Genomic DNA, 25,790 nt, shown 5'->3' on the forward strand with positions numbered 1-25,790 from the left:
CGATGGTAGTGTGGGGTTTCCCCATGTGAGAGTAGGTCATCGTCAAGATTCAATTCCGAAACCCCTATCTGCGTAAGCAGGTAGGGGTTTTGTCTTTTGCGCGGCTTTTTTTGTAAGACCCCTCCTACTTATCAATTCAACATTCAGCTGTCTCTTACAGGCGGGGCAGATCCGGCTGGCTCAACTCGCAAAGCCACATCTGATAAGGTTGAACCTTGATTCACGCTCACCTCAAGGACTTCGCCCATGTCGGCTGTGTCACCCCTTACCCCCGGTTTCATGGTCGTACACGGCAATCGTCTGGACGAACTGCGCAGCCTTGTCGTGAGCTGGATGCGCCTGTACCCACTGCGTCCTCTGGAAAATGAAATCATCCTGGTGCAGAGCAACGGTATCGCCCAGTGGCTCAAACTCGCGCTTGCTGCGGACGAAGGCCCGGATGACGAGGGCGGCGTAGGCATTTCTGCGGCGGTAGACGTGCAGTTACCGGGTAGTTTCATGTGGCAGTTGTATCGAAGCGTACTGGGGCAGGACCAGATCCCGTCGTCCTCGCTGCTCGACAAGGCGCCGCTCACCTGGCGCTTGATGCGTCTTCTGCCGCAACTGATTGACCAGCCCCATTTCGAACCCCTGCAGCGCTTCCTGCTCGACGACAACGACCTGCGCAAGCGCTACCAGCTGTCCGAGCGTCTGGCGGACCTGTTCGACCAATACCAGGTCTACCGCGCGGATTGGCTGCAGGACTGGGCGGAAGGCAAGCATCAGCTGCGCAATGGCAGGGGGCTGAGCAAGCCTCTGCCGACGGGCAATTGTTGGCAGGCGGAGTTATGGCGGGCACTGCTGCAGGATGTAGGCTCCGAAGGCATGGCGCAAAGCCGTGCAGGGGTGCATCAACGTTTCATGGAAGCTGCGGCGGCGCTCGACAAGCCGCCGGCAGCGCTACCCTCGCGGGTCATCGTGTTCGGTATCTCTTCGTTGCCTGCACAGGGTCTGGAGGCACTGGCGGCGCTGGGCAGATTCAGCCAGGTGTTGTTGTGCGTGCACAACCCCTGCAGGCACCACTGGGCAGATATCGTGGCGGACAAAGACCTTCTGCGTCATCAATACAAACGTCAGGCTCGCAAGCAGGGCATGCCAGCGGTGCTGGACACCGACAGCCTTCATCAGCATGCACACCCATTGCTAGCTGCCTGGGGCAAGCAGGGCCGTGACTACATCAACCTGCTCGACAGCTATGATGATCCCGCCAGCTATCAGTCGGCGTTTCGGGATGGTCGCATCGACCTCTTCAGCGACAGCGAGCCACAGCATTTACTGGGTCAGTTGCAAGACGACATTCTGGAGCTGCGCCCTTTGGGTGAAACTCAGTCCACCTGGCCAAGCGTGGATATCAAGACCGACAAGAGCATCCGCTTCCACATCGCTCATGGTGCACAGCGCGAAGTGGAAATCCTTCACGACCAGTTGTTGGCACGGTTCAGTGCCGATGCGGGACTGCGTCCACGCGACGTGATCGTGATGGTGCCCGACATCGACAGCTATGCGCCGCACATTCGCGCAGTGTTTGGCCAACTGGACCGGGAAGACCGCCGATTCATTCCCTTTACGCTGACCGACCAGGGGCAGCGCGGGCGAGATCCTCTGCTCATAGCGGTCGAGCACCTGCTCAAGCTGCCGGACAGCCGCTTCCCCGTGAGCGAGATCCTCGACCTTCTGGACGTACCTGCCCTGCGGCGTCGGTTCGCGATTCAGGAGCGTGATCTGCCGACCTTGCGTCGCTGGATCGAAGGCGCAGGCATTCGCTGGGGCCTTCACGCGGCGCACCGCCAGCACCTGGGCTTACCGATCGAGCTGGAACAGAACACCTGGCGCTTTGGGCTGCGGCGAATGTTGCTCGGCTATGCCGTCGGAACCGGTGTGGGCTGTAGCGATATCGAGCCCTACGACGAGATCGGCGGCTTGGACGCAGCGCTCATTGGCCCGCTGGCAGCGCTGCTGGATGCTCTGGAAGTAGCCTGTCAGCAACTTGATCGCGCGGTCAGCCCGGCCGAGTGGGGTGTGCGTCTGCATCAGATGCTGCAGTTGTTCTTCACTGCCGACACCGAGCATGACGAGTACCTGCTCAACCAGCTCGAAGAGCTGCGTGAAGAGTGGCTGCAAACCTGCGAAGCCGTGGGACTGGTCGAAGCATTGCCGCTGACGGTGGTGCGTGAAGCCTGGCTTGCGGGCCTGGATCAGGGACGCTTGAGCCAGCGTTTTCTGGCTGGCTCCGTCAACTTCTGCACCTTGATGCCGATGCGTGCAATTCCATTCAAGATCGTGTGCCTGTTGGGCATGAATGATGGCGATTACCCTCGGGCGCAACCACCGCTCGATTTCGACCTGATGGGCAGCGATTATCGCCCCGGTGACCGTTCGCGGCGCGAGGATGATCGCTATCTGTTACTGGAAGCGCTGCTCTCGGCGCGCGAACAGCTATATATCAGTTGGGTTGGGCGCAGTATCAGAGACAACAGCGAACGACCTCCCTCGGTACTGGTCGGGCAACTGCGAGATCATCTGGCCAGTGGCTGGAGGCTGTCGGGCGATGAGGCGCTGGACAATTCGGCCAGCGGGGAGAAGCTGTTGCAGGCGCTCACGCTGGAGCATCCTCTCCAACCTTTCAGCGCTCGGTATTTTCATCAAGGCAACCCGGCTCTTTTCAGCTTTGCCAGGGAGTGGCAGCACTTGCATGCGCAAGTAGTGGCACCCCATGCGCAGTCGCCTCTGCAGGCTCATCGTCAGGACGAGCCGCTGAGCGTGGCTCAGTTGCAGGACTTTCTGCGCAATCCTGTCAGGCATTTCTTCAGCCAGCGGCTGAAAGTCTTCTTCGAGTCGGCGGAAAAGCCTGTGGCCGACATCGAGCCCTTTGTGCTCGATGCGCTGGAGCGTTACACGCTCAGTGACAGCCTGCTCGGTGCCGGCATGGCCAGTGCCGACGCCATTGCCGAGACGCTGGAAAGCCATGCGCGCAAGTTGCAGGGCAGCGGCCTGTTGCCCATGGCCGAATTCGGCACTCGGTTGCGCGAGGAGTTGATCGAGCCACTGCCCGATCTGCTCGAGCGCTACCGTCAGTTGCTCGTCATGTGGCCGTCGCGACTGGACAGTGCCCTGCCGATCACTTTCCAGGCCCAGGGCGTCGTACTGGAGGGATGGCTGGCGGGTGTCTACCAGCGTGAAGACGGCAGCTACCTCAGCGTCTCGACGATTGCCAACGCCATTGGCGGCGTGCGCTCGCGCAAATGGCATCGGTTGGTACGCCCTTGGGTCTTGCACCTGGCATCCTGCGCCGTTGGATTGCCGCTGACCACCGCGGTAGTTGCCAGTGACGATACCCTGCTGCTCGAGCCACTGCCCCTGGACCAGGCTCGGAACGCCCTGAGCGATCTGCTGCTGGCCTGGCAAGCGGGCATGACCCGGCCCCTGCCGGTAGCCGTGAAAACGGCCGTGGCCTGGCTTTCGCACACCGATGAGGAAAAGGCTTTGTTGGCAGCACGCAAAGCGTACGAGGGCGATGGTGTGACGAGTAATGGCGAGCGTCGGGAGGCGATGGCACTGATGCGCCAGTTCGCTGATTTCGATGCCTTGATGGACGGGGAAGAATTCGAAGGCTGGGCGCAAGCCTTGTACCAGCCCATGCTGGAGGCGCCCTGGAGATCGGTCGATGACAAGGAGGCTCGCTCATGACATCGCTCGAACGTCCACTGGCATTGGCTTTTCCACTGCGTGGCAGCCAATTGATTGAAGCCAGTGCCGGCACCGGCAAGACATTCACCATTTCCGCACTCTATCTGCGTTTGATACTTGGGCATGGTGGAGACATCAACGGCTTCGGACGCGAACTGCTGCCCCCGCAGATCCTGGTAGTGACCTTCACCGATGCCGCAACCAAGGAGCTGCGCGAGCGCATTCGGATCCGTCTGGCCGAAGCCGCGCGGTTTTTCCGAAACGAGATAACGGCACCGGATGCGCTCGTCGAGCAGTTGCGCGACGAATTCGAACTTGGCCAGTGGCCGGCCTGTGCCAGCCGACTGGATATCGCTGCCCAGTGGATGGACGAGGCTGCCGTTTCCACGATTCACAGTTGGTGCCAGCGCATGCTGCGCGAACACGCGTTCGACAGCGGCAGCCTGTTCACCCAGAGCCTGGAAACCGATCACAGCGAACTGCTGGGCGAGGTTGTGCGTGACTATTGGCGGCGGTTCTATTACCCGATGCATGGCGCTGCGCTGGATTGGGTACGCGCTCATCTTGGCGGGCCTGCGGCATTGCTTGGCCGGGTGCGGGGGTTGTTCGCACACGTGCAGGGAGATGTCTCGGGCGATGAGCCCGGCGAGCTGATCGAACGCTGCCTGGCCGAGCGTGAGCGAGCCTTGGTCGAACTCAAGGAACCTTGGCCGCAGTGGGCCACCCAGTTGCGTGAAATTTGCCTGCAGGCGGTGGCGGCCAAGGCAGTCGATGGCCGCAAGATGCAGGCACGCTACTTCGAACCCTGGTTTGAAAAGATCACCGCCTGGGCTACGGATCCAAACCAACACGACCTGGATATCGGTACCGGTTTTACCCGCTTGACCCCCGACGGCATGGCCGAAGCCTGGAAAGGCGATGCGCCGGAGCACGCCGGCTTGCACGCGATGGTCGAGCTGCCTGCGGCACTGGCGGCTTTGCCGACGCCTGAGAGCGCGGTTCTGAGGCATGCAGCGCAGTGGATCGGCGCGCGCTTCGAGGAAGAAAAGCGCCGGCGTGCCGAGATGGGCTTCGACGACATGCTGGTGCGGCTGGACCGGGCCTTGCAGAGCGCTGGTGGTGAACAGTTGGCCGAGCTGGTTCGTGAACAGTTTCCCGTGGCCCTGATCGATGAGTTTCAGGATACCGATCCGGTTCAGTACCGCATCTTCGAACGCATCTACCACATCGAACGAAACGAGCAGGAGACCGGCCTGTTCCTGATCGGTGACCCCAAGCAGGCGATCTACGCCTTTCGGGGTGCCGATATCCATACCTATCTGCAGGCGCGTCGGGCGACCGAGGGCAGGCTGCATACGTTGGGTACCAACTTCCGCTCTACCCAGGCCATGGTCGGCGCGGTCAACCATATGTTCATGCAGGCCGAGCAGCGTGCGCAGGGGCGAGGTGCATTCCTGTTCCGCCAAGGCGATGACAACCCTGTGCCATTTCTGGATGTGCGGGCCCAGGGGCGCAAGGAGTCCTTGATCGTGGACGGTCAGGCCGTACCGGCCTTGACGCTCTGGCATCTGCCCAGCGACCAGCCCATTTCCGGCGTCGCCTACCGCAAGGCGCTGGCCAGTGCCTGCGCGGCGGAAATCGTGCGTCTGTTGAATGCGGGGCAGGCTGGGCACGCCGGTTTTAAGGTGCGGGAAGGCAGCGCCAGCGGTGTTCGGCCGGCGGATATCGCCATTCTTGTGCGTGATGGCAAAGAGGCCCAGGCCGTGCGTGCAGAGTTGACCGACCGGGGGGTCCGCAGTGTGTACCTGTCGGACAAGGACTCGGTATTTGCCGCTCAGGAGGCCCATGACTTGCTCGCCTGGCTGAAGGCGTGCGCCGAGCCTGACTCGGAGCGGCAATTGCGCGCCGCCTTGGCGAGCGTCACATTGAACCGCTCTTTGCACGAGTTGGAGCAATTGAACCTGAGTGAGCTGGAATGGGAAGCGCGGGTCATGCAGTTCCGTGGCTATCGAAACATCTGGCGCACCCAGGGCGTGCTGCCGATGCTGCGCCGCCTGCTGCACGATTTCGACCTGCCACTGGCGCTGATCGGCCGTGACGATGGCGAGCGTATCCTGACCAACCTGCTGCACCTGTGCGAACTGTTGCAGCAGGCGTCCAGCGAACTGGACGGCGAGCAGGCGCTGATCCGTCATCTGAGCGAACAGCTGGCACTTTCCGGCAGCGCAGCGGAGGAGCATATCCTGCGTCTGGAAAGCGACGAGCAGTTGGTCAAGGTGGTGACTATCCACAAGTCCAAGGGGCTCGAGTACGCACTGGTCTTCCTGCCTTTCATCTGCAGTTGCAAACCGGTCGACGGCAAGCGATTGCCGTTGGTTTACCACGACGCGGCTCACCGCGTGCAATTGACGCTCAACCCTACATCCGAACAGGTGGCCTTGGCCGACGACGAACGTTTGGCCGAGGACCTGCGCTTGCTTTACGTGGCCCTGACCCGGGCTCAGCACGGCTGCTGGCTCGGCATCGCCGACCTCAAGCGCGGTACGACCAAGGAGTCGGTGTTCCATCGCTCGGCCATCGGGTACCTGCTTGGCGGCGGGCAGCCGCTTGCCGATGCAGGCCAGCTTGCGAGTTGGCTGCAGGCGTCGAGTGCGGGGTGCGCAGACATCGTGAGTGTGCCAGTGCCAGAGGTGGACGATAGCCGTTACGTACCCTTGCGCAGCGACGCCGCGCTGCTCAAGGTGCGCCTGCCAAAGCGCAGTGCGCGGGAGAACTGGTGGATAGCGTCCTACAGCGCGTTGCGCATCAGCGACACCCTGGGCGCGGATGATGACCAGGCGCCCGACAGCGCTCTCGAGCAGAAACTGATGGACGACGAGCGTCTGGACGCGCAGGTGCCGCGCGAGGTGCCGGCCACCAGTGGCGACATTCACCGTTTTCCCCGTGGCCCCGGGCCGGGCACTTTTCTGCACGGCTTGCTGGAATGGGCAGGGCGCGAAGGTTTTGCCAGCGTTGCCGCGGCCCCGGAGCGACTGGCCGACAACGTCGCGCGGCGTTGCAGTCGGCGCGGCTGGAGCGGCTGGATCCCTACCCTGGACGACTGGTTGCGGCGCTTCATCGACGAGCCATTGCAGCTTGGGTCCGAACGAGCCCCGGTACGCATGGCCGATCTCGACCAATACCAGATCGAGATGGAGTTCTGGTTCGCCAGCCACAAGGTCGACGTAAGCCGTCTCGATACCCTGGTGCGCCAGTACACGCATCCCGGCGTGCTTCGAATGCCAGCCGAAGGCGCCATGCTCAACGGCATGTTCAAGGGCTTCATCGACTTGTGTTTCGAGCATCAGGGGCAGTATTACGTTGCCGACTACAAATCCAATTGGCTGGGTCCGGATGATGCCGCCTATACCCACGCTGCGATGACCGAATGCATCCTGGCCAACCGCTACGACCTGCAATACGTGCTGTACCTGCTCGCCCTGCACCGCCAGTTGAAGGCGCGGCTGCCAGGGTACGACTACGACGAACACGTGGGCGGTGCGGCGTTCGTGTTTCTGCGCGGCATTGGGGCGCCCAGCCAGGGCGTGTACTTCACCCGGCCACCCCGTGAGCTCATCGAGGAACTCGATGCGCTGTTCAAAGGCGGACGCCGTGATGTCCAGGCCGACCTGTTCGAGGAAAGTGCGCCATGACCCGCTCGTTTGCCGACCTGCTGCCCACCCCGCTGGATGCACACAGCCTTGCTCAGCTGCAGCCCCGAACACGCACGGCTGACCTGTTGGCGTTGCTCGAGCGCTGGGTGGAGCGCGGTTGGCTGCGTGCGCTGGACAAAGCCTTCGTAGCGTTTCTTGCCGACCTCGACCCGCAGGGCGACCCTCTGGTACTGCTCGCTGCCGCCCTCGCCAGCCACCAGCTGGGGCATGGGCATGTCTGCCTGGATCTGGCGGCGACGCTGCAGGCACCGGATTTTGCCTTGTCCCTGCCACCCGAGGGCGACTTGCAAGGGGGCGTGGCCCTGCTGCCATCGCAGTTGCTTCAGGGCCTGGGTGCCGAGGCCTGGCTGGCCAGCCTGGCGAACAGCTCCTTGGTGGGGAGCGCAGATGACCCTACAGGCAGCTCGCCTCTGGTGCTTTCGAGCCAGCGCCTGTACCTGCGTCGTTACTGGGCGTACGAGCGGCGTATCGGTGATGCGCTGCGTCAGCGGCTGGACGCGCGGGAGCCGGTACCGGAGGACCTGGCACAACGGCTGACGCAATTGTTCGGGGCCACCGACGGGGCTCGGATCGACTGGCAGAAACTGGCTTGCGCGCTTGCCGTGCGGGGTGCTTTCAGTATCGTTACGGGCGGCCCGGGAACGGGCAAGACCACCACGGTGGTGCGCCTGCTGGCACTCCTGCAAGGGCCCGCGGTGGCGCAGGACAAACCGCTGCGTATTCGGCTGGCAGCACCGACCGGCAAGGCGGCGGCGCGACTGACCGAGTCGATCAGCTTGCAGGTGCAGAGCCTGCAGGTGGACGCCGCAATCAAGGCGCGTATTCCGACCGAGGTGACCACGGTTCATCGCCTGTTGGGTAGCCGTCCGGGCACGCGGCATTTTCGTCATGATGCAGCCAACCCTTTGCCCTTGGACGTACTGGTGGTGGACGAAGCCTCGATGATCGATCTCGAGATGATGGCCAACCTGCTCGATGCGCTGCCGGCCCATGCCCGGCTGGTGCTGCTGGGCGACAAGGACCAGTTGGCCTCGGTCGAGGCGGGTGCGGTGCTGGGCGACCTGTGCAGCCAGGCCGAGTCCGGCTACTACAGCCCGGCGACGCGCGCCTGGTTGGAGCAGGTCAGCGGCGAGGACCTCGCACGCAGCGGGCTGCTCGAAGGCAACGAACGTGATCACGCCCTCGCGCAGCAGGTGGTCATGCTGCGGCACTCGCGCCGATTCGGCGAGGACAGCGGCATTGGCCAGCTGGCAGCCAGGGTCAATTTGCAGGACGCCGACGGCGCGCGTGCCTTGCTGCAGGAAGGCCAGTATCCCGATGTTCATTGGCTGCCGCTCAAGGGCGAGCACGATGTGGCGTTGCTGCGCCTGCTGCTGGACGGACACGGTCGCGACGCCGACGGACCACAAGGTTATCGACGTTATCTGGAGCAGATCGGTACCTCTCGGCCGCCGGCCGACACGCGTCTGGAAGATCAAGCCTGGGCCACCTGGGCCCGTGGGTTGCTGAACGCGTTCGATGAGTTCCAGTTGCTGTGCGCCGTGCGCAAGGGGCCTTGGGGTGTGGAAAGCCTGAACGCTCGCGCGACCCAGGCCTTGACCCATGCGCGCCTCATTGAGGGTGGCCAACCCTGGTATGAGGGCAGGCCCGTATTGATGACACGCAACGACTATGGCCTGGGCTTGATGAACGGCGACATCGGCATTGCCCTGATGCTGCCCGAGGGTGGCGAGCGCGATCGAATGGTGCTGCGCGTGGCCTTTCCGCGCAACGACGGGCAGGGCGGCATCCGCTTCGTGCTGCCAAGTCGCTTGAATGACGTCGAGACGGTCTATGCGATGACGGTGCACAAATCCCAAGGGTCGGAGTTCGCGCACACGGCGCTGATCCTGCCTGATGCCTTGAATCCGGTATTGACCAAGGAGCTGATCTACACCGGTATCACGCGGGCCAAGCATTGGTTCACCTTGATCGAAACCCGCAGGGGTGTGTTCGAAGAGGCTGTGCGGCGCAGGGTCAAGAGACTCAGTGGGCTGATGCTCGAGTGGAAGTCGTGAGACGTGCGTGACGCGGCTTGCGCCGCTGCTACAGGGGCTCGGTGGTGCGCGAGTGTCCCATCAGCAGTGCAGCGTTGCGGTCGGTGACGTCGCGGATGTAATCCCACAGCAGGATGATCCGCTTGAGCTTGCGCAGGTCCTCCCGGCAGTACATCCAGAACTGCCGAGTGATATCGACTTCTTCGGGCAGGACTTCCACCAGGCGTTCGTCCTGGGCGGCGAGGAAGCACGGCAATATGACCAGCCCATGCCCCTGGAGCGCTGCGGTGTACTGGGCAATCACGCTGGTGCTGCGCAGCCCGGCGTTGACGTTGGGCAGCAGTTTGTTCAGGTACAGCAGCTCGGAGCTGAAGGCCAGGTCGTCGACGTAGCTGATGAACCGGTGCTCGCTGAGTTGGGCGCTGCTTTCGATGGGGGGATGACGATCCAGATAGGTCCGCGTGGCATACAGCTTGAGCCGATAGTCGCAGAGTTTGCAGCAGACGTAGGGCCCATGTTCGGGACGCTCCAAGGCGATGACGATATCGGCTTCGCGTTTGGACAGGCTGATGAAGTGCGGCAGCGGCAGGATATCGACCGAGATGGCCGGGTATGTGTCGACGAAGTGGCTGAGCTGCGGGGTGATGAAGAAGCTGCCGAAGCCTTCGGTGCAGCCCATGCGGATATGTCCTGACAGCGCCACGCCGGACCCGGAAACCTGCTCGCAGGCCATGTGCAGGGTGCTTTCAATCGACTCGGCCGAAGCGAGCAGGCGCTGCCCTTCGGCAGTGAGGACGAAGCCTGTGGTCCGCGACTTCTCGAACAGCAGGGTACCCAAGGCATTTTCCAGCGAGCCGATGCGCCGCGATACGGTGGTGTAGTCCACGCCCAGGCGCTTGGCCGCGATGCTGGCCTTGCGCGTACGAGCCACTTCGAGAAAAAACTTGAGATCGTCCCAGTTCAGGCTGCTAAGGTCTTTTTGCATGTTGGACCGGCTTTATTGTGAGTTCTTGTTAGATGTTTGCAGCATCTATACTCCATCGCAGAACCGTCTCGCCACAACAATAAATACGCGGAGGTCATCCATGAACGTGTCCGTTCAACCGAATGCCAGCAAGATCGACGATGTAAAACTGCTGATCGATGGGCAGTGGGTCGCCTCGACCACCCAGGAATGGCGCGACATCGTCAACCCGGCCACCCAGCAAGTGCTGGCGCGGGTGCCCTTCGCCACGACCGACGAGGTCGATGCCGCAGTAGCCGCAGCGCAGCGTGCATTCAAGACCTGGCGCCTGACGCCACTGGGTGCGCGCATGCGCATCATGCTCAAGCTGCAGGCATTGATCCGGGAACATTCCAAGCGCATTGCGCAGACCTTGAGTGCCGAGCAGGGCAAGACCATTGCCGATGCCGAGGGCGATATCTTCCGCGGCCTGGAAGTGGTCGAGCATGCCTGCTCCATCGGCAGCCTGCAGATGGGCGAGTTCGCCGAGAACGTCGCCGGTGGCGTCGATACCTACACGTTGCGTCAGCCCATCGGTGTGTGCGCGGGAATCACGCCGTTCAACTTCCCGGCGATGATTCCGCTGTGGATGTTCCCCATGGCGATCGTCTGCGGCAACACCTTCGTGCTCAAGCCTTCGGAGCAGGATCCGCTGTCCACGGTCCAGCTGGTGGAGCTGGCATTGGAGGCGGGCGTGCCGCCGGGTGTATTGAACGTGGTGCACGGTGGCAAGGACGTCGTCGATGCGCTGTGCACCCATGCCGACATCAAGGCGGTGTCGTTCGTCGGTTCGACCGCTGTCGGCACCCATGTGTATGACCTGGCCGGCCGGCATGGGAAGCGCGTGCAGTCGATGATGGGCGCGAAGAATCACGCCGTGATATTGCCGGACGCCAACCGCGAGCAAACGCTCAACGCCTTGGTCGGCGCCGCCTTCGGTGCAGCCGGGCAACGTTGCATGGCCACCTCGGTCGCCGTGCTGGTGGGCAAGTCGCGCGAGTGGATTCCCGATATGAAGGCGCTGGCGCAGAAGCTCAAGGTCAACGCTGGCAATGAACCGGGCACCGACGTCGGCCCGGTGATTTCCCGCCGTGCGCTCGAGCGTGTGACGGCCTTGATCGACAGTGGCGTCGAGGAAGGCGCGACGTTGGAACTCGACGGTCGCGGTGTGCAGGTGCCTGGCTACGAGCAGGGCAACTTCGTTGGCCCGACCTTGTTCAGCGGGGTCACCACGGACATGCAGATCTACACCCAGGAGATTTTCGGGCCGGTGCTGATCACCCTGGAGGTGGATACCCTCGACGAAGCCATCGCTTTGGTCAATGCCAACCCGTTCGGCAACGGCGTGGGTTTGTTCACCCAGAGCGGCGCTGCGGCGCGCAAGTTCCAGAGCGAGATCGACGTAGGCCAGGTAGGTATCAACATCCCGATTCCCGTGCCGGTGCCGTCGTTCAGCTTCACCGGGTCGCGCGGTTCCAAACTTGGCGACCTGGGGCCCTACGGCAAGCAGGTGGTGCAGTTCTACACGCAGACCAAGACGGTCACGGCGCGCTGGTTCGACGATGACAGCGTGAACGACGGCGTCAACACCACCATCAACTTGAAATAGGGCATTGCCATGAACATTGCTTTCATAGGCCTGGGCAACATGGGCGCGCCCATGGCGCGCAACCTGCTCAAGGCAGGCCACACGCTGCATGTGTTCGATCTGAACCAGGACGTACTGGCGGAATTGGCTCAGTTGGGCGGCCACGTCAGTGCTTCGCCCAAGAACGCCGCTGCCCAGGGCGAACTGGTGATCACCATGTTGCCGGCAGCGGCGCACGTGCGCAGCGTCTACCTGGGTGAGGAAGGCGTGCTTGCTGGCATTCGCGCGGGTACGCCAGCAGTGGATTGCAGCACCATCGATCCGCAGACTGCGCGCGATATCGCTGCCGCAGCCTCCAGGCAGGGCGTTGATCTGGCCGATGCGCCTGTGTCGGGCGGCACCGGTGGCGCTCAGGCGGGTACCTTGACCTTCATGGTCGGTGCGTCGGCGCAATTGTTCGGCCAGCTGCAGCCGGTGCTGGCGCAGATGGGCCGCAACATCGTCCACTGTGGCGAGGTCGGCACCGGACAGATCGCCAAGATCTGCAACAATCTGCTGCTGGGCATCTCCATGGTCGGCGTGTCGGAAGCCATGGCATTGGGCAATGCCCTGGGCATCGACACACAGGTACTGGCGGGCATCATCAACAGCTCGACCGGGCGTTGCTGGAGTTCGGACACCTACAACCCCTGGCCGGGGGTCATTGAAACAGCGCCCGCGGGCCGCGGGTACAGTGGGGGGTTCGGCGCCGAGCTGATGTTGAAGGACCTGGGGCTGGCTACCGAAGCGGCGAAGCAGGCACGCCAGCCGGTGATTCTGGGTGCCGTAGCCCAACAGCTGTATCAGGCAATGAGCTTGCGGGGAGAGGGGCAGCTGGATTTTTCTGCGATCGTGAAGGCGTATCAGCGTCCTGCCGAGTAACACGGTCGCATAGCAAACGGGGGAGGGTGCGCGGTGCAGCGGACGCGGCTTGCGCCGCTGCTACACGCGGATTTCCAAATGGGCGGAAGGGGACTAGACTCGGCTGATAGCTGAATCGATTCACCGCATGATCCATAACTCCAAGAAAGGGCCCCCCCATGAAACTGCTTCCCCTCACCTGTGCCATCTCCGCACTCACCCTCAGCGCCCACGCTCTGGCCTGGGACTTCATGTTGCTGGACAGCGACAAGCCTGCGCAGAACCAGCGCATCACCAGCGAACAGTTGGGCGTCAAGGTCGACAAGCCGTTCTCCATCACGATGCGCACCCTGCACGGGGGTCGCCAGGAAGGTGTCAGCCTGATCGACATTGATAACGGCACCATGAAGCTGACGCTGGTGCCCACACGGGGCATGAACGTGCTCCACGCCCAGGTGGGCGACGCGCGCATGGGCTGGGATTCGCCCGTGAAAGAAGTGGTCAATCCGGCCTTCATCGAGCTCAACGGCCGGGGAGGCCTGGGCTGGCTGGAGGGCTTCAACGAACTGGTGACACGCTGCGGCTACGAATGGGTCGGCCATCCGGGCATGGACAACGGTGAGCTGCTGACCCTACACGGTCGCGCCGCGAACATTCCGGCCAGCAAGGTCACGGTGCACATCGACGAGGCGCCGCCGTATGCGATTCATGTGCGTGGCGAGCTGCAGGAGCAGGCTTTCAAGAAGGTCGATTTCACCGCGCAGACCGAGCTGGTGACCGAGCCGGGGACGGCCCGTTTCGTGCTCAACGACACCTTGACCAACAACGGCGACTACCCCAAGGAATACCAGGCGCTGTACCACAGCAACTTCAGCACACCGTTCCTGGAAGAGGGCGCGCGGTTTGCGGCGGCGGTGAAGCAGGTGTCGCCTTTCAACGACAAGGCCAAGGCTGATCTGGGCGATTGGCAGACCTATCGCGCACCCACCAGGGACTATGACGAAACCGTGTACAACGTGGTGCCCTATGCCGATGCCAAGGGCGACACCCTGACCGTGCTGCACAACAAGGCCGGCAGCCTGGGCGTGGCGGTGGGTTTCAACGTCCAGCAGTTGCCGGTGTTTTCATTGTGGAAGAACACCGATACGCAAGGCCAGGGCTATGTGACCGGGCTGGAGCCGGGCACCAGTTTTTCCTATAACCGCCGTTACCAGCGGCCTTTGAATCTGGTCCCGACCATCGAGCCCAAACAGCAGAAGCACTTCAGCATCAGCTACAGCCTGCTGGCGGACAAACCGGCCGTGGACAAGGCGCTGAAAACCATCCAGACGATTCAGGGCGAGCGCCAGACCGAAGTGCGGCAGACGCCGCTGGTGGACCTGACCAAGGAGTAGCAACAGCGTTGGCGGCAACCGAAAAACCATGTTCCGCGACGGCGGGACCAGAACCTGGTCCCGCCAACAACCACGCAACAATGGCCACTCATTCGTGACTCTCAAGCAAGAGAGATTTGCGCACTGCCCGCTTACTCCTCGCGGGCAAGGCCTCTAGACTGCGCCCATCGATATTTCTCGCACAGTCAACGAGGCCACATTCATGAAAAAGATTCTTCTGCTCAACGGCGGCAAGCAGTTCGCCCACTCCGACGGTCGCTACAACCAGACCCTGCATGACGCCGCCGTGGCCTACCTGGACCGCGCCGGCTTCGACGTGAAGCAGACCTTCATCGACGGTGGCTACGACATTGCCGAAGAAGTGCAGAAATACCTTTGGGCCGACGTGGTCATCTACCAGATGCCGGGCTGGTGGATGGGGGCGCCGTGGACCGTGAAAAAATACATCGACGAGGTGTTCACCGAAGGTCATGGCAGCTTGTATGCCAATGACGGCAGGACGCGTTCCGATGCCTCGCAGCGATATGGCAGCGGTGGCTTGCTCAAGGGCAAGCAGTACATGATTTCGGCCACCTGGAACGCGCCGCAGCAGGCGTTCGACGATCCGGCCGACTTCTTCGAGGGCAAAGGCGTGGACGCGGTGTATTTCCCGTTCCACAAGGCCAACGAATTTCTCGACATGACCGCTTTGCCGACCTTCCTCAGCGTCGACGTGATGAAGATGCCGAACATCGACAACGATGTCGCGCGGTATCAGGCACACCTGGCCAAGGTGCTGGGCTGACGGCACGCTCGCCAGGGGCGAGGATTGGTGTATGTTTCGCAGGTCCTGGTAGATCCGATGAGGCCTGCGTTGAAATCTCGATCCGATGAGCTGCAAGTCTTCGTCGCCGTCATTCAGAGCGGCTCCATTTCTGCCGCCGCCGAGCAGTTCGGTCAGACCCCTTCGGCGGTCAGCCGCACCTTGTCCAAGCTCGAGGCCAAGCTGGACACTACCTTGATCAACCGCACCACGCGGCGCATGGACCTGACCGAAGAGGGGCGGTTTTTCTTCGAGCAGGCCAAGGAGATCCTGGCGCGCATGGATGAGTTGGAAGAGCGCTTGGCGCTGCGTCACCAGACGCCGGCCGGGCGCTTGCGCATCAATGCCGCGTCACCGTTCATGCTGCACGCGATCGTGCCGTACGTGGCGGAGTTTCGTCAGCGCTACCCGGACATTCTGCTGGAGCTCAACAGCAATGATCTGATCATCGATCTGATCGAGCACAGCACCGATGTCGCCATCCGTATCGGGGTATTGGCCGACTCTACCCTGCACGCCCGGTCGCTGGGTTGCAGCCCGCTGAACATCCTCGCCAGCCCCGCCTACCTCGAGCGCCACGGCGTGCCGGAAACGGTCGAGGCCTTGAGTCAGCACGTGCTGCTGGGCTTCACCCAGACCGAAACGCTCAACCACTGGCCGTTGCGCCATGCCGAGGGCGATCGACTGCAGATCCAGCCACGCATGGCGGCGTCCAGTGGCGAAACGTTACGGCAACTGGCGCTGGAAGGGCAGGGGATCGTCTGCCTGTCGCACTTCATGACCCACGAAGACATTCGCCAGGGGCGCTTGCAGGTGGTGCTGGCCGATGCCAACAGCGGTTACCGCCAGCCGATCAATGCGGTGTACTACCGCAACTCACAGCTGGCGTTGCGGATTCAGTGCTTTCTGGACTTCATTCAGGACAAGTTGGCGGCCTACGCCTGCTGAAGCGGCGGCGGGTGGATTGCGCCGCTTTCGATACGCCGCTTACCATGACGCCTGATCGCCATTCCCGGGACTCATCATGAAGCGCATCGCATTGCTCGCCGCCCTCGTCACTCTGGCCAGTTGTTCCAGCAAGGGGCCTGACGACGGCAGCCTTGGCAACGAACAGGCGCAGGACATGTTCAAGGAGGCGATGTCGCAGCCGCCCGTGCCGCAGAGTGTGCTGCGCAACGGTGATCGCCTGAGCTTCATGTTGCTGCAGCCCAAGACCGACACGTCGCCGTTCGGCTTTCTGCTGCAAGTCGAGGCGGCGTGTTCCAGCCCCAGCGCCAGCCTGATCTATCTGGACGGGGTAAAACGCATCTATTTCGCCAGCCCCGATGGCAAGTATGCGCCGGCCCGTCCGATCCCGGCTGCGCAGGTAGCGGCGTTGAATGCCAATCCCGCTTTCCAGCGCGCCTGCGCCGCCACTCCCCAGCCCGATTGGCGGGTGCTGTTGGGCAAGGGCGATGAACAATGGGTGCTGATCGACCGTAATAGTTTGGCTACCGTCGAGGGGCAGTTGCAGTTCTGGGCGGCCTACGACTCGCCGACCATCGGCCACGATCAGCCACACAACGCGCCCTATGCACAGAAACGCGAGCGCTATGCCCTGGACTGCGCCAAGCAGACGTTCAGCCTGCTGGCCGGGTATGACCTGGATGAGCACAACACGGTGACCGATGGTGGGGTGTTTTTCGAGCCCAAGACTTACAACGTGAAGGACAGCGACCCGGATTATCGACGGGTGTTCGACGCTGCCTGCGGCAAGCCCGAAGGCCTGGCCGGATTGCCGGCGTTCAAGCCGCGGAGCAAGGCTCCGTTGGTGCTGGCCACCCCGCGCGTGCAGGCGCCGGCGCTGTCGGCGGTCAAGCAGTTGAACCTGCCGAAACCGGCAAAGGTGCTGAAACGGGTAGTGGAAACCGGTACGGCCCATCTCAAAGGGCAGAGCGCACCGTTCACCGAGGAAAAATCGTTCAGCCAGGACAAGGCGTCGGGGTTGCTCTCGGTGCGCACCAAAGGCAGCAATTTCGAGGGGCAGGCGGTGAGCTTTCGCGGCTTGGTCGCGTTGGCCCAGCAAACCGTGTACAGCGGCGAAGCGGCGATGGTGGACAACGTCGGTTTGAATGCCATTGCGTTCAGCGGGGACTGGAAGAACATGCCGGTGGGTGCGCAGCTGGGCTATGTGACCGATGGCAAGATGAGCAACAGCGTGGTCGGCGAGTACGGCAAGCCGCGTCAGGCGTTCGACTGCCGTGTCGAGCAGCAGTTGCCCGCGACCCAGGTCAATGGCCGCTTGAGCGGTCAGGCGAAGAAGCTGCGCTGTGCGCACCTGGAAGACAACCTCAAGCGGGTCGAGACGCTGTATTACCTGGAGGATTACGGGTACTTTTTCCGCGCGGGTGTGGACCCGAACGCGTTCTTTCATGAAGAGCGGGTGTTGAAGGAAGTGGAGTGAGCGGGTTGGGTCGTGTTGCGGCCGGACGCGGCTTGCGCCGCTGCTACAGGGGATCGGTTTCTGTAGCAGCGGCGTGAGCCGCGTCAGGATGTGAGCGTGCTTTCTTAGACGCGGAAATGGCTGACCATCATCTGCAACTGGTTGCCCAGGCGTGCCAACTCGACGCTTGAGGCGGCCGTTTCTTCACTGGCGGCGGCCGTCTGCTCCGATACATCGCGCACGTTGATAATGCTGCGGCTGATTTCCTCGGCAACCGAGCTTTGCTGTTCGGCCGCAGCTGCAATCTGCTGGTTCATCGCCTGGATGCTGGACACCGTGCGGGTAATGTTCGCAAGCGAAGTGCCTGCGCGGCGTGTCAGCTCGACACTGCTGTCAGTCAGGCCACGGCTGCTCAACATCACACTGGCGACCTGTTGCGTACCCATCTGCAGACCGGCCACCAGACCTTCGATTTCCTCGGTGGATTTCTGCGTGCGCTGGGCCAGGCCGCGAACCTCATCGGCCACCACGGCAAAGCCACGTCCGGCCTCGCCTGCGCGGGCCGCCTCGATGGCTGCGTTGAGGGCCAGCAGGTTGGTCTGCTCGGCGACTGCCTTGATCACGTCCATGACGCTGCCGATCTTGTCGCTTTCCTTCTGCAGGGCGTTCATCGCTTCGGTGGAACGGCGGACTTCGTCGGCCAGTTTCTCGATCTGCGCGATGGCTTCGCCCACCACCTTGTCACCTTCACGCGCTTCATCGTCAGCGGTGGTGGCGGCCACCGAGGCCTGTTCGGCGTTGCGCGCCACTTCCTGAACGGTCGCGGTCATCTCGTGCATGGCGGTAGCGACCTGATCGGTCTCGACCTTTTGGTTGTTGACCCCGGCACTGGTCTGTTCGGTGACGGCGGATAATTCCTCGGCAGCGCTGGCGATCTGGGTGACGCTGTCGCGGATGCCGCCGATCAGCTCGCGCAAGGTTGCGCCCATGCGCTGGATGCCTTGTTGCAGCACGCCCAGCTCGTCCTTGCGGGTGACTTGCAGGTTCTGACTCAGGTCGCCGCCGGCAATGCGCTCGACAACTTCCAGGGTCTGCTGCAGCGGGCGGGTGATCTGGCGGGTAATGATCCACGCGGCAAGGATCCCGAAGATCAGGGCCAGCAGCGCGGCGCCGATTTGATAGCTGCGCGCTTCGGCGCTTTCGGCATCGCGTCGCTGAATCTGGATCTTGTACAGCTCGTCGCTCAGGCGGACGATTTCAGCGCCTTCCACGGTCATCTCGGCACGCGCCGTAGCGATGTTGGCGATTGCCGCCTTGAAGCCGGCGACTGCAGTGCGGTAGTTGCCCAGCGCGGCGTTGAGTTGCTGGAAGCGGGACTGCTCGGTGGGCAGGCGGGCGGACAGCTGCTGCAGCTCGGCCACGGCGCGGTCCATCTGGGCGAAGGCGGCCTGTTCGGATTTTTCATTGACGTTGCTGGTATAGGCGAGCACGTCGTAGCGCGTCTGCTGGATCAGTTCACGGACGCGGGTAATGGCCTGGAATTCGTCGAAGCGCAGGTCGCCGTCGGGCACTGCAAGCACCGCCTGATTGATCTGGTTGACCAGCTCGGTGGCAGCCGTCGCCGTGGCGGTCATGTTCTGCCGCGCGACATTGCTGGCCTTGTAGCCGTCGCGCATCTGGTTCAACGACTTCTGATACGCGTCGATCTGCTCGGACTGGGCCTTGAGGCGCTGCAGGTTCTCGGGGCTCTTGAAGCCGTCGATCAGTTTCTTCTGCTGGGTCTCGAAAGCGTCCAGTTGGGTCTGCACGGTTTGCGCAGATGCATCATCGCCGTTGGCGAGCATGTACTGCAGGCGCACGATGCGCAGCTTGGTCAGGCTGTTGTTCAGTTCGGAAATGTCGCTCATCCAGTTGCTGCGCTGGATCAGGCTGCTCAAGCTGGTCCAGCCGGTCAGCGCCAGCAGCGCGGTCAATACCAGCACCAGGCCAAAGCCCAGTGCAAGTTTTCGGGTAACGCTGATATTGCCGAACCAGCCGTTCATAAATGTGCTCCTGACAGTAAAGGATCAGACCTGGACGACCGTCGTTGTGGTTATGGGTGGTCGCCATGAAAAGGTCTTCTTGATCCCCCCATATCGGCACCTCGTCGCAGAGCTGAAACAAAAAGTCGGATCACCGAGGCAAAAAAAAACGGCGCGATCGAGATCGCGCCGTCTGGCTGTTGCGGCCGTTGCATCAAGCGATCGGCTGCGAACTCCACTCACCGTTCACCAGGCGTTGCAGGCCCAGCGGGTTGGCGTTGCGCAGCGCTTCGGGCAGCAGCGCGTCCGGGTAGTTCTGGTAGCAGACCGGACGCAGGAAGCGGTCGATCGCCAGGGTGCCGACAGAGGTGCCGCGCGCATCCGAGGTGGCTGGGTAAGGGCCGCCGTGGACCATGGCGTCGGACACTTCCACACCGGTCGGGTAGCCGTTGACCAGAATGCGGCCGACTTTCTGTTCCAGCACCGGCACCAGCCATTGGTACTTGACCAGGTCGGTGGCCGGTTCGCCGATCAGGGTGGCGGTCAGCTGTCCGCGCAGCGATTGCAGGGCGGTTTTGAGCTCGGCATCGTCGGCGACTTCGATCACCACGGTGGCCGGGCCGAAGACTTCTTCCTGCAGCAGTTCGTCGCCATTGAGCAGCAGGCTTACATCAGCCTTGAACAGTTGCGCCTGAGCCTGTTGGCCTTCCTGCGGGTTACCGGCCAGATGCGTGATGCCTTCATGGGCCAGAAGGTGTTCGACACCTTTGCTGTAGCTGCGCAGACCACCGGCATTGAGCATGGTTTGCGGCGCCTGGGCAGCCATCTGCGTTTGCAGCTGCTCGAGGAAAGCGCTGAAGGCCGGCGAGCGAACGCCGATCACCAAGCCCGGGTTGGTGCAGAACTGACCACCGCCCATCACCACGGACGCCGCCAGTTCCTTGGCCACGGTTTCGCCGCGGGTGGCCAAGGCGTCCGGCAGCAGGACGACCGGGTTGATACTGGACATTTCAGCGAACACCGGGATCGGCTGGGCACGCTCGGCGGCCATTTTGCACAGCGCATTGCCGCCGTTCAGCGAGCCGGTGAAGCCGACCGCTTGAATGGCCGGATGCTTGACCAGCGGCTCGCCGACGCCGGCACCGAAGATCATGTTGAACACGCCCTTGGGCATGCCGGTCTTTTCTGCAGCACGGATGATGGCGGTGCCGACCAGATCGGCTGTCGCCATGTGCCCGCTGTGGGCCTTGAATACAACCGGGCAACCCGAGGCCAGCGCGGCGGCGGTGTCGCCACCGGCCGTGGAGAACGCCAGGGGGAAGTTGCTGGCGCCGAACACGGCAACCGGGCCGACGCCGATGCGGTACTGGCGCAGGTCGACGCGCGGCAGCGGCTTGCGGTCGGGCAGGGCGAGGTCGATCCGGGCACCGAGGAAGTCGCCACGGCGCAGTACTTTGGCGAACAGACGCATCTGGCCGCTGGTGCGACCGCGTTCGCCTTGGATGCGGCCGGCAGGCAGGGCGGTTTCCTGGCAGACGACTGCTACGAAATCATCACCCAGCGCATCGAGTTCGTCAGCGATGGCATCGAGGAATTCAGCGCGGCGAGCAGGGCTCAGCTGGCGATATTCCAGGAACGCGTCGTCGGCGGCCTGGCAGGCGGCGTCGACTTCGGCATCGGTGGCTTGGTAGAAGCTATAAGGAAGCGCCTCGCCAGTGGTGGCGTCGACACTCTTGAGTTTGGGCTCGCCACTGGCGCTGCGGTTGCCGCCGATAAAGTTGTGACCGAGGATGTTAGGCATTGTTGTCTCCGTGTCCTGTGGGCGGGTTGTTAACAGACATCATACAACTTGAGCATATACCGGGCAAGTTGCCCCCCGAACCCCCTACTGTAGCAGCGGCGCGAGCCGCGTCGGTGGTTGATGGGGTGAATCAGGTACAACGCAGCAGGGCCGGACGCGGCTTGCGCCGCTGCTACAGAGGCTGCGCAAGCCGCGTCGGCGGTCGATGCGGTGAATCAGGCAGACCGCGGTGAGCCCGGACGCGGCTTGCACCGCTGCTACAGAGGCCTGTCGTGATCGATTCGCAACCCCTGTAGCAGCGGCGCGAGCCGCGTCGGCGGTCGATGCGGTGAATCAGGCAGACCGCGGTGAGCCCGGACGCGGCTTGCACCGCTGCTACAGAGGCCTGTCGTGATCGATTCGCAACCCCTGTAGCAGCGGCGCAAGCCGCGTCGGCGGTCTATGCGGTGAATCAGGCAGACCGCGGTAAGCCACCTCGGCATTCGCGCCGAAAGAAAGCAAATAGCCAGCACGCAAGGTAGCGGTGAAGAGGGCCTTAGAGGTAAGGTGAGCAATGGTGCATCAATGGCGATCATGCGCGTCGCCCCATGAAGAGAACGAGAGGCCATGCCGCCCATTCCCCTGCTGATCTGCGATGACTCGAACATGGCCCGCAAGCAGCTGCTGCGCGCCCTGCCAGCGGATTGGGACACCACCATCACCCAAGCGGTGAACGGCCGCCAGGCGCTCGAGGCCATTCGCGAGGGCAAGGGCGATGTCATGTTGCTCGACCTGACCATGCCCGACATGGACGGTTATCAAGTCCTGGCAGCACTGCGTGAGCACGGTTTGCGCTGCAAGGTCATCGTCGTCTCCGGCGACGTGCAGGATCAGGCCCTGCGCCGGGTACGCGAACTCGGTGCGCTGGCCTTCATCAAGAAGCCGGCCGAGCCCGACGAGTTGCGCCGAGTCCTGCTCCAGGCCGGCCTGCTGGAAAAGACCAGCGGCGGCCCCTTGCGCGGCGGCAGCGACAGCACCATCCACATCGGCTTCATCGACGCTCTGCGCGAGGCCATCAACGTTGCCATGGGCCAGGCTGCTGCCATGCTGGCCAAGGTGCTCGGCGTGTTCATCCACTTGCCCGTACCCAACGTCAACCTGCTCGAAGCCAGCGAGTTGCACATGGTCCTGGCCGACGTGCAGAGTACACAGCCGATCACGGCAATCTGCCAAGGCTTCATCGGCGGCGGCATCGCCGGTGAAGCGATGCTGATCTTCCACGACTGCGACATCGCCGACCTGGCTCGACTGATGAACCGCAGTGCGCTGGACTACTCCGACCAGGAAATGCTTCTGGACCTCTCGTCGGTCATCATCGGCGCCTGCCTCAGCGGCCTGGCCCAGCAGTTGGACGTGATGTTCTCACAGAGCCATCCGCACCTTCTCGGCGACCACGGCGCGATCGACGACCTGATCGAAGTCGGCAGGCACCGCTGGAAAAAGACCCTGACTGTCGAAATCAGCTACGCGCTGGAAGGCCACTGCATTCATTTCGACTTGCTGTTGCTGTTCACCGAAGACTCGGTGCAGTTGCTGCGCGACAAGCTCGACTACCTGATGAACTGAGCCATGAACAGACCTATCGAACTGGACGAATTTCACTGGCTGCTGGCGATCACGCAGAGCATCGACGTTGGCGTGGTGGTGCTCGACAGCGACTACCAGGTGCAGGTCTGGAACACCTTCATGGAAAACCGCTCCGGCGTGCAACCCAGGGACGCCATCGGCCAGGCCTTCTTCAGCCTGTTCCCGGAGATCGACCGCGAGTGGTTCCGCAAGAAGGTCAGCAGCGTGGTCACCCTCGGCACGCCGGCCTTCACCATCTGGGAACAACGCCCGTACCTGGTGCGCTTCAAGAACTATCAGCCGATCACCGGGCACGAAGCGTTCATGTACCAGAACACCACCATCCTGCCGTTGCGCTCCACCAACAGCGAGATCAAGCACATCTGCGTGGTCATCTACGATGTGACCGACGTGGCCACCAACCGCCGTCAGTTGCAGGCGTCGAACCTGCAACTGCAGAAGCTTTCCAGCACCGATCGCCTGACCGGGTTGTACAACCGTGGTCACTGGGAGGAAGCACTCAAGGTCGAGTACGCACGACACGGGCGCTATGGCCACGCGACCTCGTTGATCATGTTCGACATCGACCACTTCAAACGGGTCAACGACACCTATGGCCACCAGGTGGGCGACCAGGTCATCCAGCGCGTGGCGCAGGTGCTGCGCGCGATGGTCCGTGATTCGGACATCGCCGGACGCTACGGCGGCGAAGAGTTCGCCGTGCTGCTGCCGGACACCGACAAGGCGGGCGGTGCCATATTGGCCGATCGCCTGCGGCTGGCTATCGAAGCCGAAGTGGTCGAGCACGAAAGCGGCCCGGTGCGGTTCACCATCAGCCTGGGCGTCGCCGATCTGGGCTACCCCAGCAACGAGCACCAGCAACTGATCGAATGGGCCGACCAGGCGCTGTATGCCTCCAAGCGCGCCGGCCGCAACCGGGTGACGGTCTACGAGCGGCCCTGACGGTGCCGATCAATCTTTCGAGGCATGCGCCCAGCGATAATCCAGGCGTGGCGCGCGCACCTTGATCCGGCGCTTGGCCTTGCTGAACAAGGGCTCGTGCACCGGCTCCGGATCCTTCAGGAACACCGTCAGCACCGCACTCAACGCGTACAGGCCGGTAAACGCCCATACCACCCCTTCCAGGCCGAAGCTTTCGTTGAAGATCGCCACCACCGCAGGCCCCACCCAGGTGGAAGCACCCGCGCCCAGGCTCAGCACCGACAGCGCCGCTGCCTTGTTGTGCGGCGCCAGTGCCGGAGCCAGTGCCGACAGCGGCACGAAGCACGCCAGTGTCAGGCCATAGAGCGCGCCGAACACCGAGGCCAGCAGGAAGTTATCCGGGAAGGCTTGCGGCATGAAGAAGAACAGCGGCGTGGTGATCGTGCTGCCCACCGCGCCCAGCCAGAGGATGGTATTGCGGTAGCCGATGCGCGTGCTGATGACGCTGGAACCCATGTTGCCGATGATGTTGAACACGAAGACGATGGTCAGCAGCTGCAGCCATTGCTCCAGGGTGAAACCCACCGTGTCCATGAAGAACCCCGGCAGCACCACGAGAAAGCCGAACATCGACGAGGTATTGATGATGCGCACCACACCGGCGAGCGTGACCTTGGGGTGCGACCACATGATGGTGACATTCTTGGCCATCGACACCAGCGGCTTTTCACCTTCGGGTGCCAGGCGCCGCATGCCGTGGGCCTCACGCATGCCGACCAGACCGATCACGCCGCCAACCACCACCAGCGCGAACGACAGCCAGAACGTCTGCAGCGCACCGATCAGTGGAATGCTCACGCTCGCCACCAATGAACCCAAGGTCGGCAGACCGGCTGCATAGGCCACCCAGAACCAGCCCACGGCCAGGCCCATCTTGCGCGACGGCGTTGCCGCGGCGATCCACACCAGAAATCCGTAGGCGAACAGCGGATAGCCAAAGCCGCGCAGGCCATAGGTCAGCAAGATCATCTGGTAGCTCAGGGTTTCCAGGCCGTAGATCAGGAACAGCACTTCGAACACGCTCCAGATCAACAGCCCGAGCATCATCACCCGTTTCGGGCCCCATATATTGGACAGGGCACCGGCCAGCCATGACGAGATACCCACGGTGACGCCATACAGCGTGAACACCATGGCGATTTCACCATCGGGCATGCCGCGGTCGCTGAGAAAAGGGGAGAGGTAGCCGAGTTCGACACCGTCGCCGATCATGAAAATCAACAGGCCGACGAAGCCCCAGAACAGGGGATAGGGAATGCCGATCTTGTCGCACAGGCGAGAGAGGGGGGTGTTCGGAGTGGATTGATTGCTCAATGGTCCGTTCCTTGTGTGCAGCACGGCGCTTGGGCGCGCCGAATGAATGGCCTCGATGAGGTTGAAAGGCAGGCTCGGTCAGGAGCAGGAGAACGCCACGAAGGGGTGGCACAAACGGCGAAGGCGGGCGCATGGGGATCGCCGATGTACGGCGTGCATGGGCCCTTTGATCTGCTTTATTCGAGATTTTCGCGCCGTTTGCCTATTTGTTATCGCATCTGAAACGATTCAGCGCAACCGCATGGCGGCCTGTTGCCTGCGACAACGTGCCCGGTGGTAATGGCCGCAGGCCACGTCTTATGGCGGCCAAGGTGTTGCAAAAAATGACTGAAAAAAAATGCCAGGAATGGCCTCGGGTCATGCCTTCGTCTCAGCATGTGAGAGCATGGCCGCATCCCTGCCAGAAGGGTTGCCGTTGGCCGTGTCGGAGCGTAAACCTTGGGTATCGACATTGGCAGGAAGT

15 protein-coding genes and 1 pseudogene are annotated in these 25,790 nt (G+C 62.6%); 11 read left to right on the forward strand and 5 right to left on the reverse strand.

Annotated elements, in window-relative coordinates; all coding sequences use genetic code 11:
• Positions 1–246 precede the first annotated feature (246 nt).
• From recC to recD, 3 genes are read left to right on the forward strand one after another with little or no spacing between them, the layout of a single operon-like run.
• Positions 247–3,726, forward strand: a complete 3,480-nt coding sequence (gene recC / locus IFT80_RS19810; RefSeq protein WP_192138151.1) for an exodeoxyribonuclease V subunit gamma — start codon at positions 247–249, stop codon at positions 3,724–3,726.
• Positions 3,723–7,418: an exodeoxyribonuclease V subunit beta gene (recB, locus tag IFT80_RS19815; protein WP_192138152.1), complete on the forward strand. Its 3,696-nt coding sequence runs from the start codon at positions 3,723–3,725 to the stop codon at positions 7,416–7,418. Before recC ends, recB begins: the two co-directional genes overlap by 4 nt.
• Positions 7,415–9,496, forward strand: a complete 2,082-nt coding sequence (gene recD / locus IFT80_RS19820) for an exodeoxyribonuclease V subunit alpha (RefSeq protein ID WP_192138153.1) — start codon at positions 7,415–7,417, stop codon at positions 9,494–9,496. Before recB ends, recD begins: the two co-directional genes overlap by 4 nt.
• A gap of 28 nt (positions 9,497–9,524) precedes the next feature.
• Here recD and IFT80_RS19825 read toward each other — a convergent pair whose 3' ends face one another.
• Positions 9,525–10,460 (reverse strand): LysR family transcriptional regulator, encoded by a 936-nt coding sequence (locus IFT80_RS19825; RefSeq protein WP_122480251.1) that lies wholly within the window; start codon positions 10,458–10,460, stop codon positions 9,525–9,527.
• Positions 10,461–10,560: 100 nt separating this feature from the next.
• Between IFT80_RS19825 and IFT80_RS19830 the strand changes: the two genes are divergently transcribed.
• From IFT80_RS19830 to IFT80_RS19855, 6 genes are all read left to right on the forward strand, one after another.
• The gene (locus IFT80_RS19830) at positions 10,561–12,087 is read left to right on the forward strand and encodes a CoA-acylating methylmalonate-semialdehyde dehydrogenase (RefSeq protein ID WP_122480250.1); all 1,527 of its coding nucleotides are present in this window, start codon (positions 10,561–10,563) and stop codon (positions 12,085–12,087) included.
• Between the two features lie 9 nt (positions 12,088–12,096).
• On the forward strand, positions 12,097–12,987 hold the full coding sequence (mmsB, locus tag IFT80_RS19835) for a 3-hydroxyisobutyrate dehydrogenase (RefSeq protein WP_192104366.1): 891 nt from the start codon (positions 12,097–12,099) through the stop codon (positions 12,985–12,987).
• A gap of 158 nt (positions 12,988–13,145) precedes the next feature.
• Entirely contained in the window at positions 13,146–14,360 is a 1,215-nt protein-coding gene (locus IFT80_RS19840; protein ID WP_192138154.1) for an aldose 1-epimerase family protein, read from the forward strand.
• A gap of 202 nt (positions 14,361–14,562) precedes the next feature.
• Positions 14,563–15,144, forward strand: coding sequence for an NAD(P)H-dependent oxidoreductase (locus tag IFT80_RS19845; RefSeq protein WP_122480247.1), 582 nt, complete (start codon positions 14,563–14,565; stop codon positions 15,142–15,144).
• Positions 15,145–15,213: 69 nt separating this feature from the next.
• Positions 15,214–16,110 (forward strand): LysR family transcriptional regulator, encoded by an 897-nt coding sequence (locus tag IFT80_RS19850; protein ID WP_192138155.1) that lies wholly within the window; start codon positions 15,214–15,216, stop codon positions 16,108–16,110.
• Between the two features lie 76 nt (positions 16,111–16,186).
• Positions 16,187–17,605, forward strand: coding sequence for a hypothetical protein (locus IFT80_RS19855; RefSeq protein WP_192138156.1), 1,419 nt, complete (start codon positions 16,187–16,189; stop codon positions 17,603–17,605).
• A 104-nt stretch (positions 17,606–17,709) separates the two neighbouring features.
• On the opposite strand, the gene IFT80_RS21935 is transcribed toward IFT80_RS19855, so the two are convergent.
• From IFT80_RS21935 to IFT80_RS19865, 3 genes and pseudogenes are all read right to left on the reverse strand, one after another.
• A complete protein-coding gene (locus IFT80_RS21935; protein ID WP_446731006.1) occupies positions 17,710–18,573 on the reverse strand; it encodes a methyl-accepting chemotaxis protein in 864 nt (287 codons plus the stop codon).
• A pseudogene (locus IFT80_RS21940) lies at positions 18,565–19,626 on the reverse strand (methyl-accepting chemotaxis protein); the annotation flags it as partial. The gene IFT80_RS21935 and the pseudogene IFT80_RS21940, both read right to left, overlap by 9 nt.
• A gap of 193 nt (positions 19,627–19,819) precedes the next feature.
• Entirely contained in the window at positions 19,820–21,406 is a 1,587-nt protein-coding gene (locus IFT80_RS19865; protein WP_192056342.1) for an aldehyde dehydrogenase (NADP(+)), read from the reverse strand.
• Positions 21,407–22,012: 606 nt separating this feature from the next.
• Here IFT80_RS19865 and IFT80_RS19870 point away from each other — a divergent pair.
• Both IFT80_RS19870 and IFT80_RS19875 read left to right on the forward strand, forming a co-directional pair.
• Positions 22,013–23,011, forward strand: a complete 999-nt coding sequence (locus IFT80_RS19870; protein ID WP_192056344.1) for a response regulator — start codon at positions 22,013–22,015, stop codon at positions 23,009–23,011.
• Positions 23,012–23,014: 3 nt separating this feature from the next.
• Complete coding sequence (locus IFT80_RS19875; RefSeq protein ID WP_192104372.1) at positions 23,015–23,974, forward strand: sensor domain-containing diguanylate cyclase; 960 nt, start codon at positions 23,015–23,017, stop codon at positions 23,972–23,974.
• A gap of 9 nt (positions 23,975–23,983) precedes the next feature.
• Here IFT80_RS19875 and IFT80_RS19880 read toward each other — a convergent pair whose 3' ends face one another.
• Entirely contained in the window at positions 23,984–25,327 is a 1,344-nt protein-coding gene (locus IFT80_RS19880; RefSeq protein WP_213014977.1) for an MFS transporter, read from the reverse strand.
• Between the last annotated feature and the right edge of the window lie 463 nt (positions 25,328–25,790).

This window comes from Pseudomonas sp. CFBP 8771 (genome assembly GCF_014841695.1).
GTDB classification, from domain to species: domain Bacteria; phylum Pseudomonadota; class Gammaproteobacteria; order Pseudomonadales; family Pseudomonadaceae; genus Aquipseudomonas; species Aquipseudomonas baltica.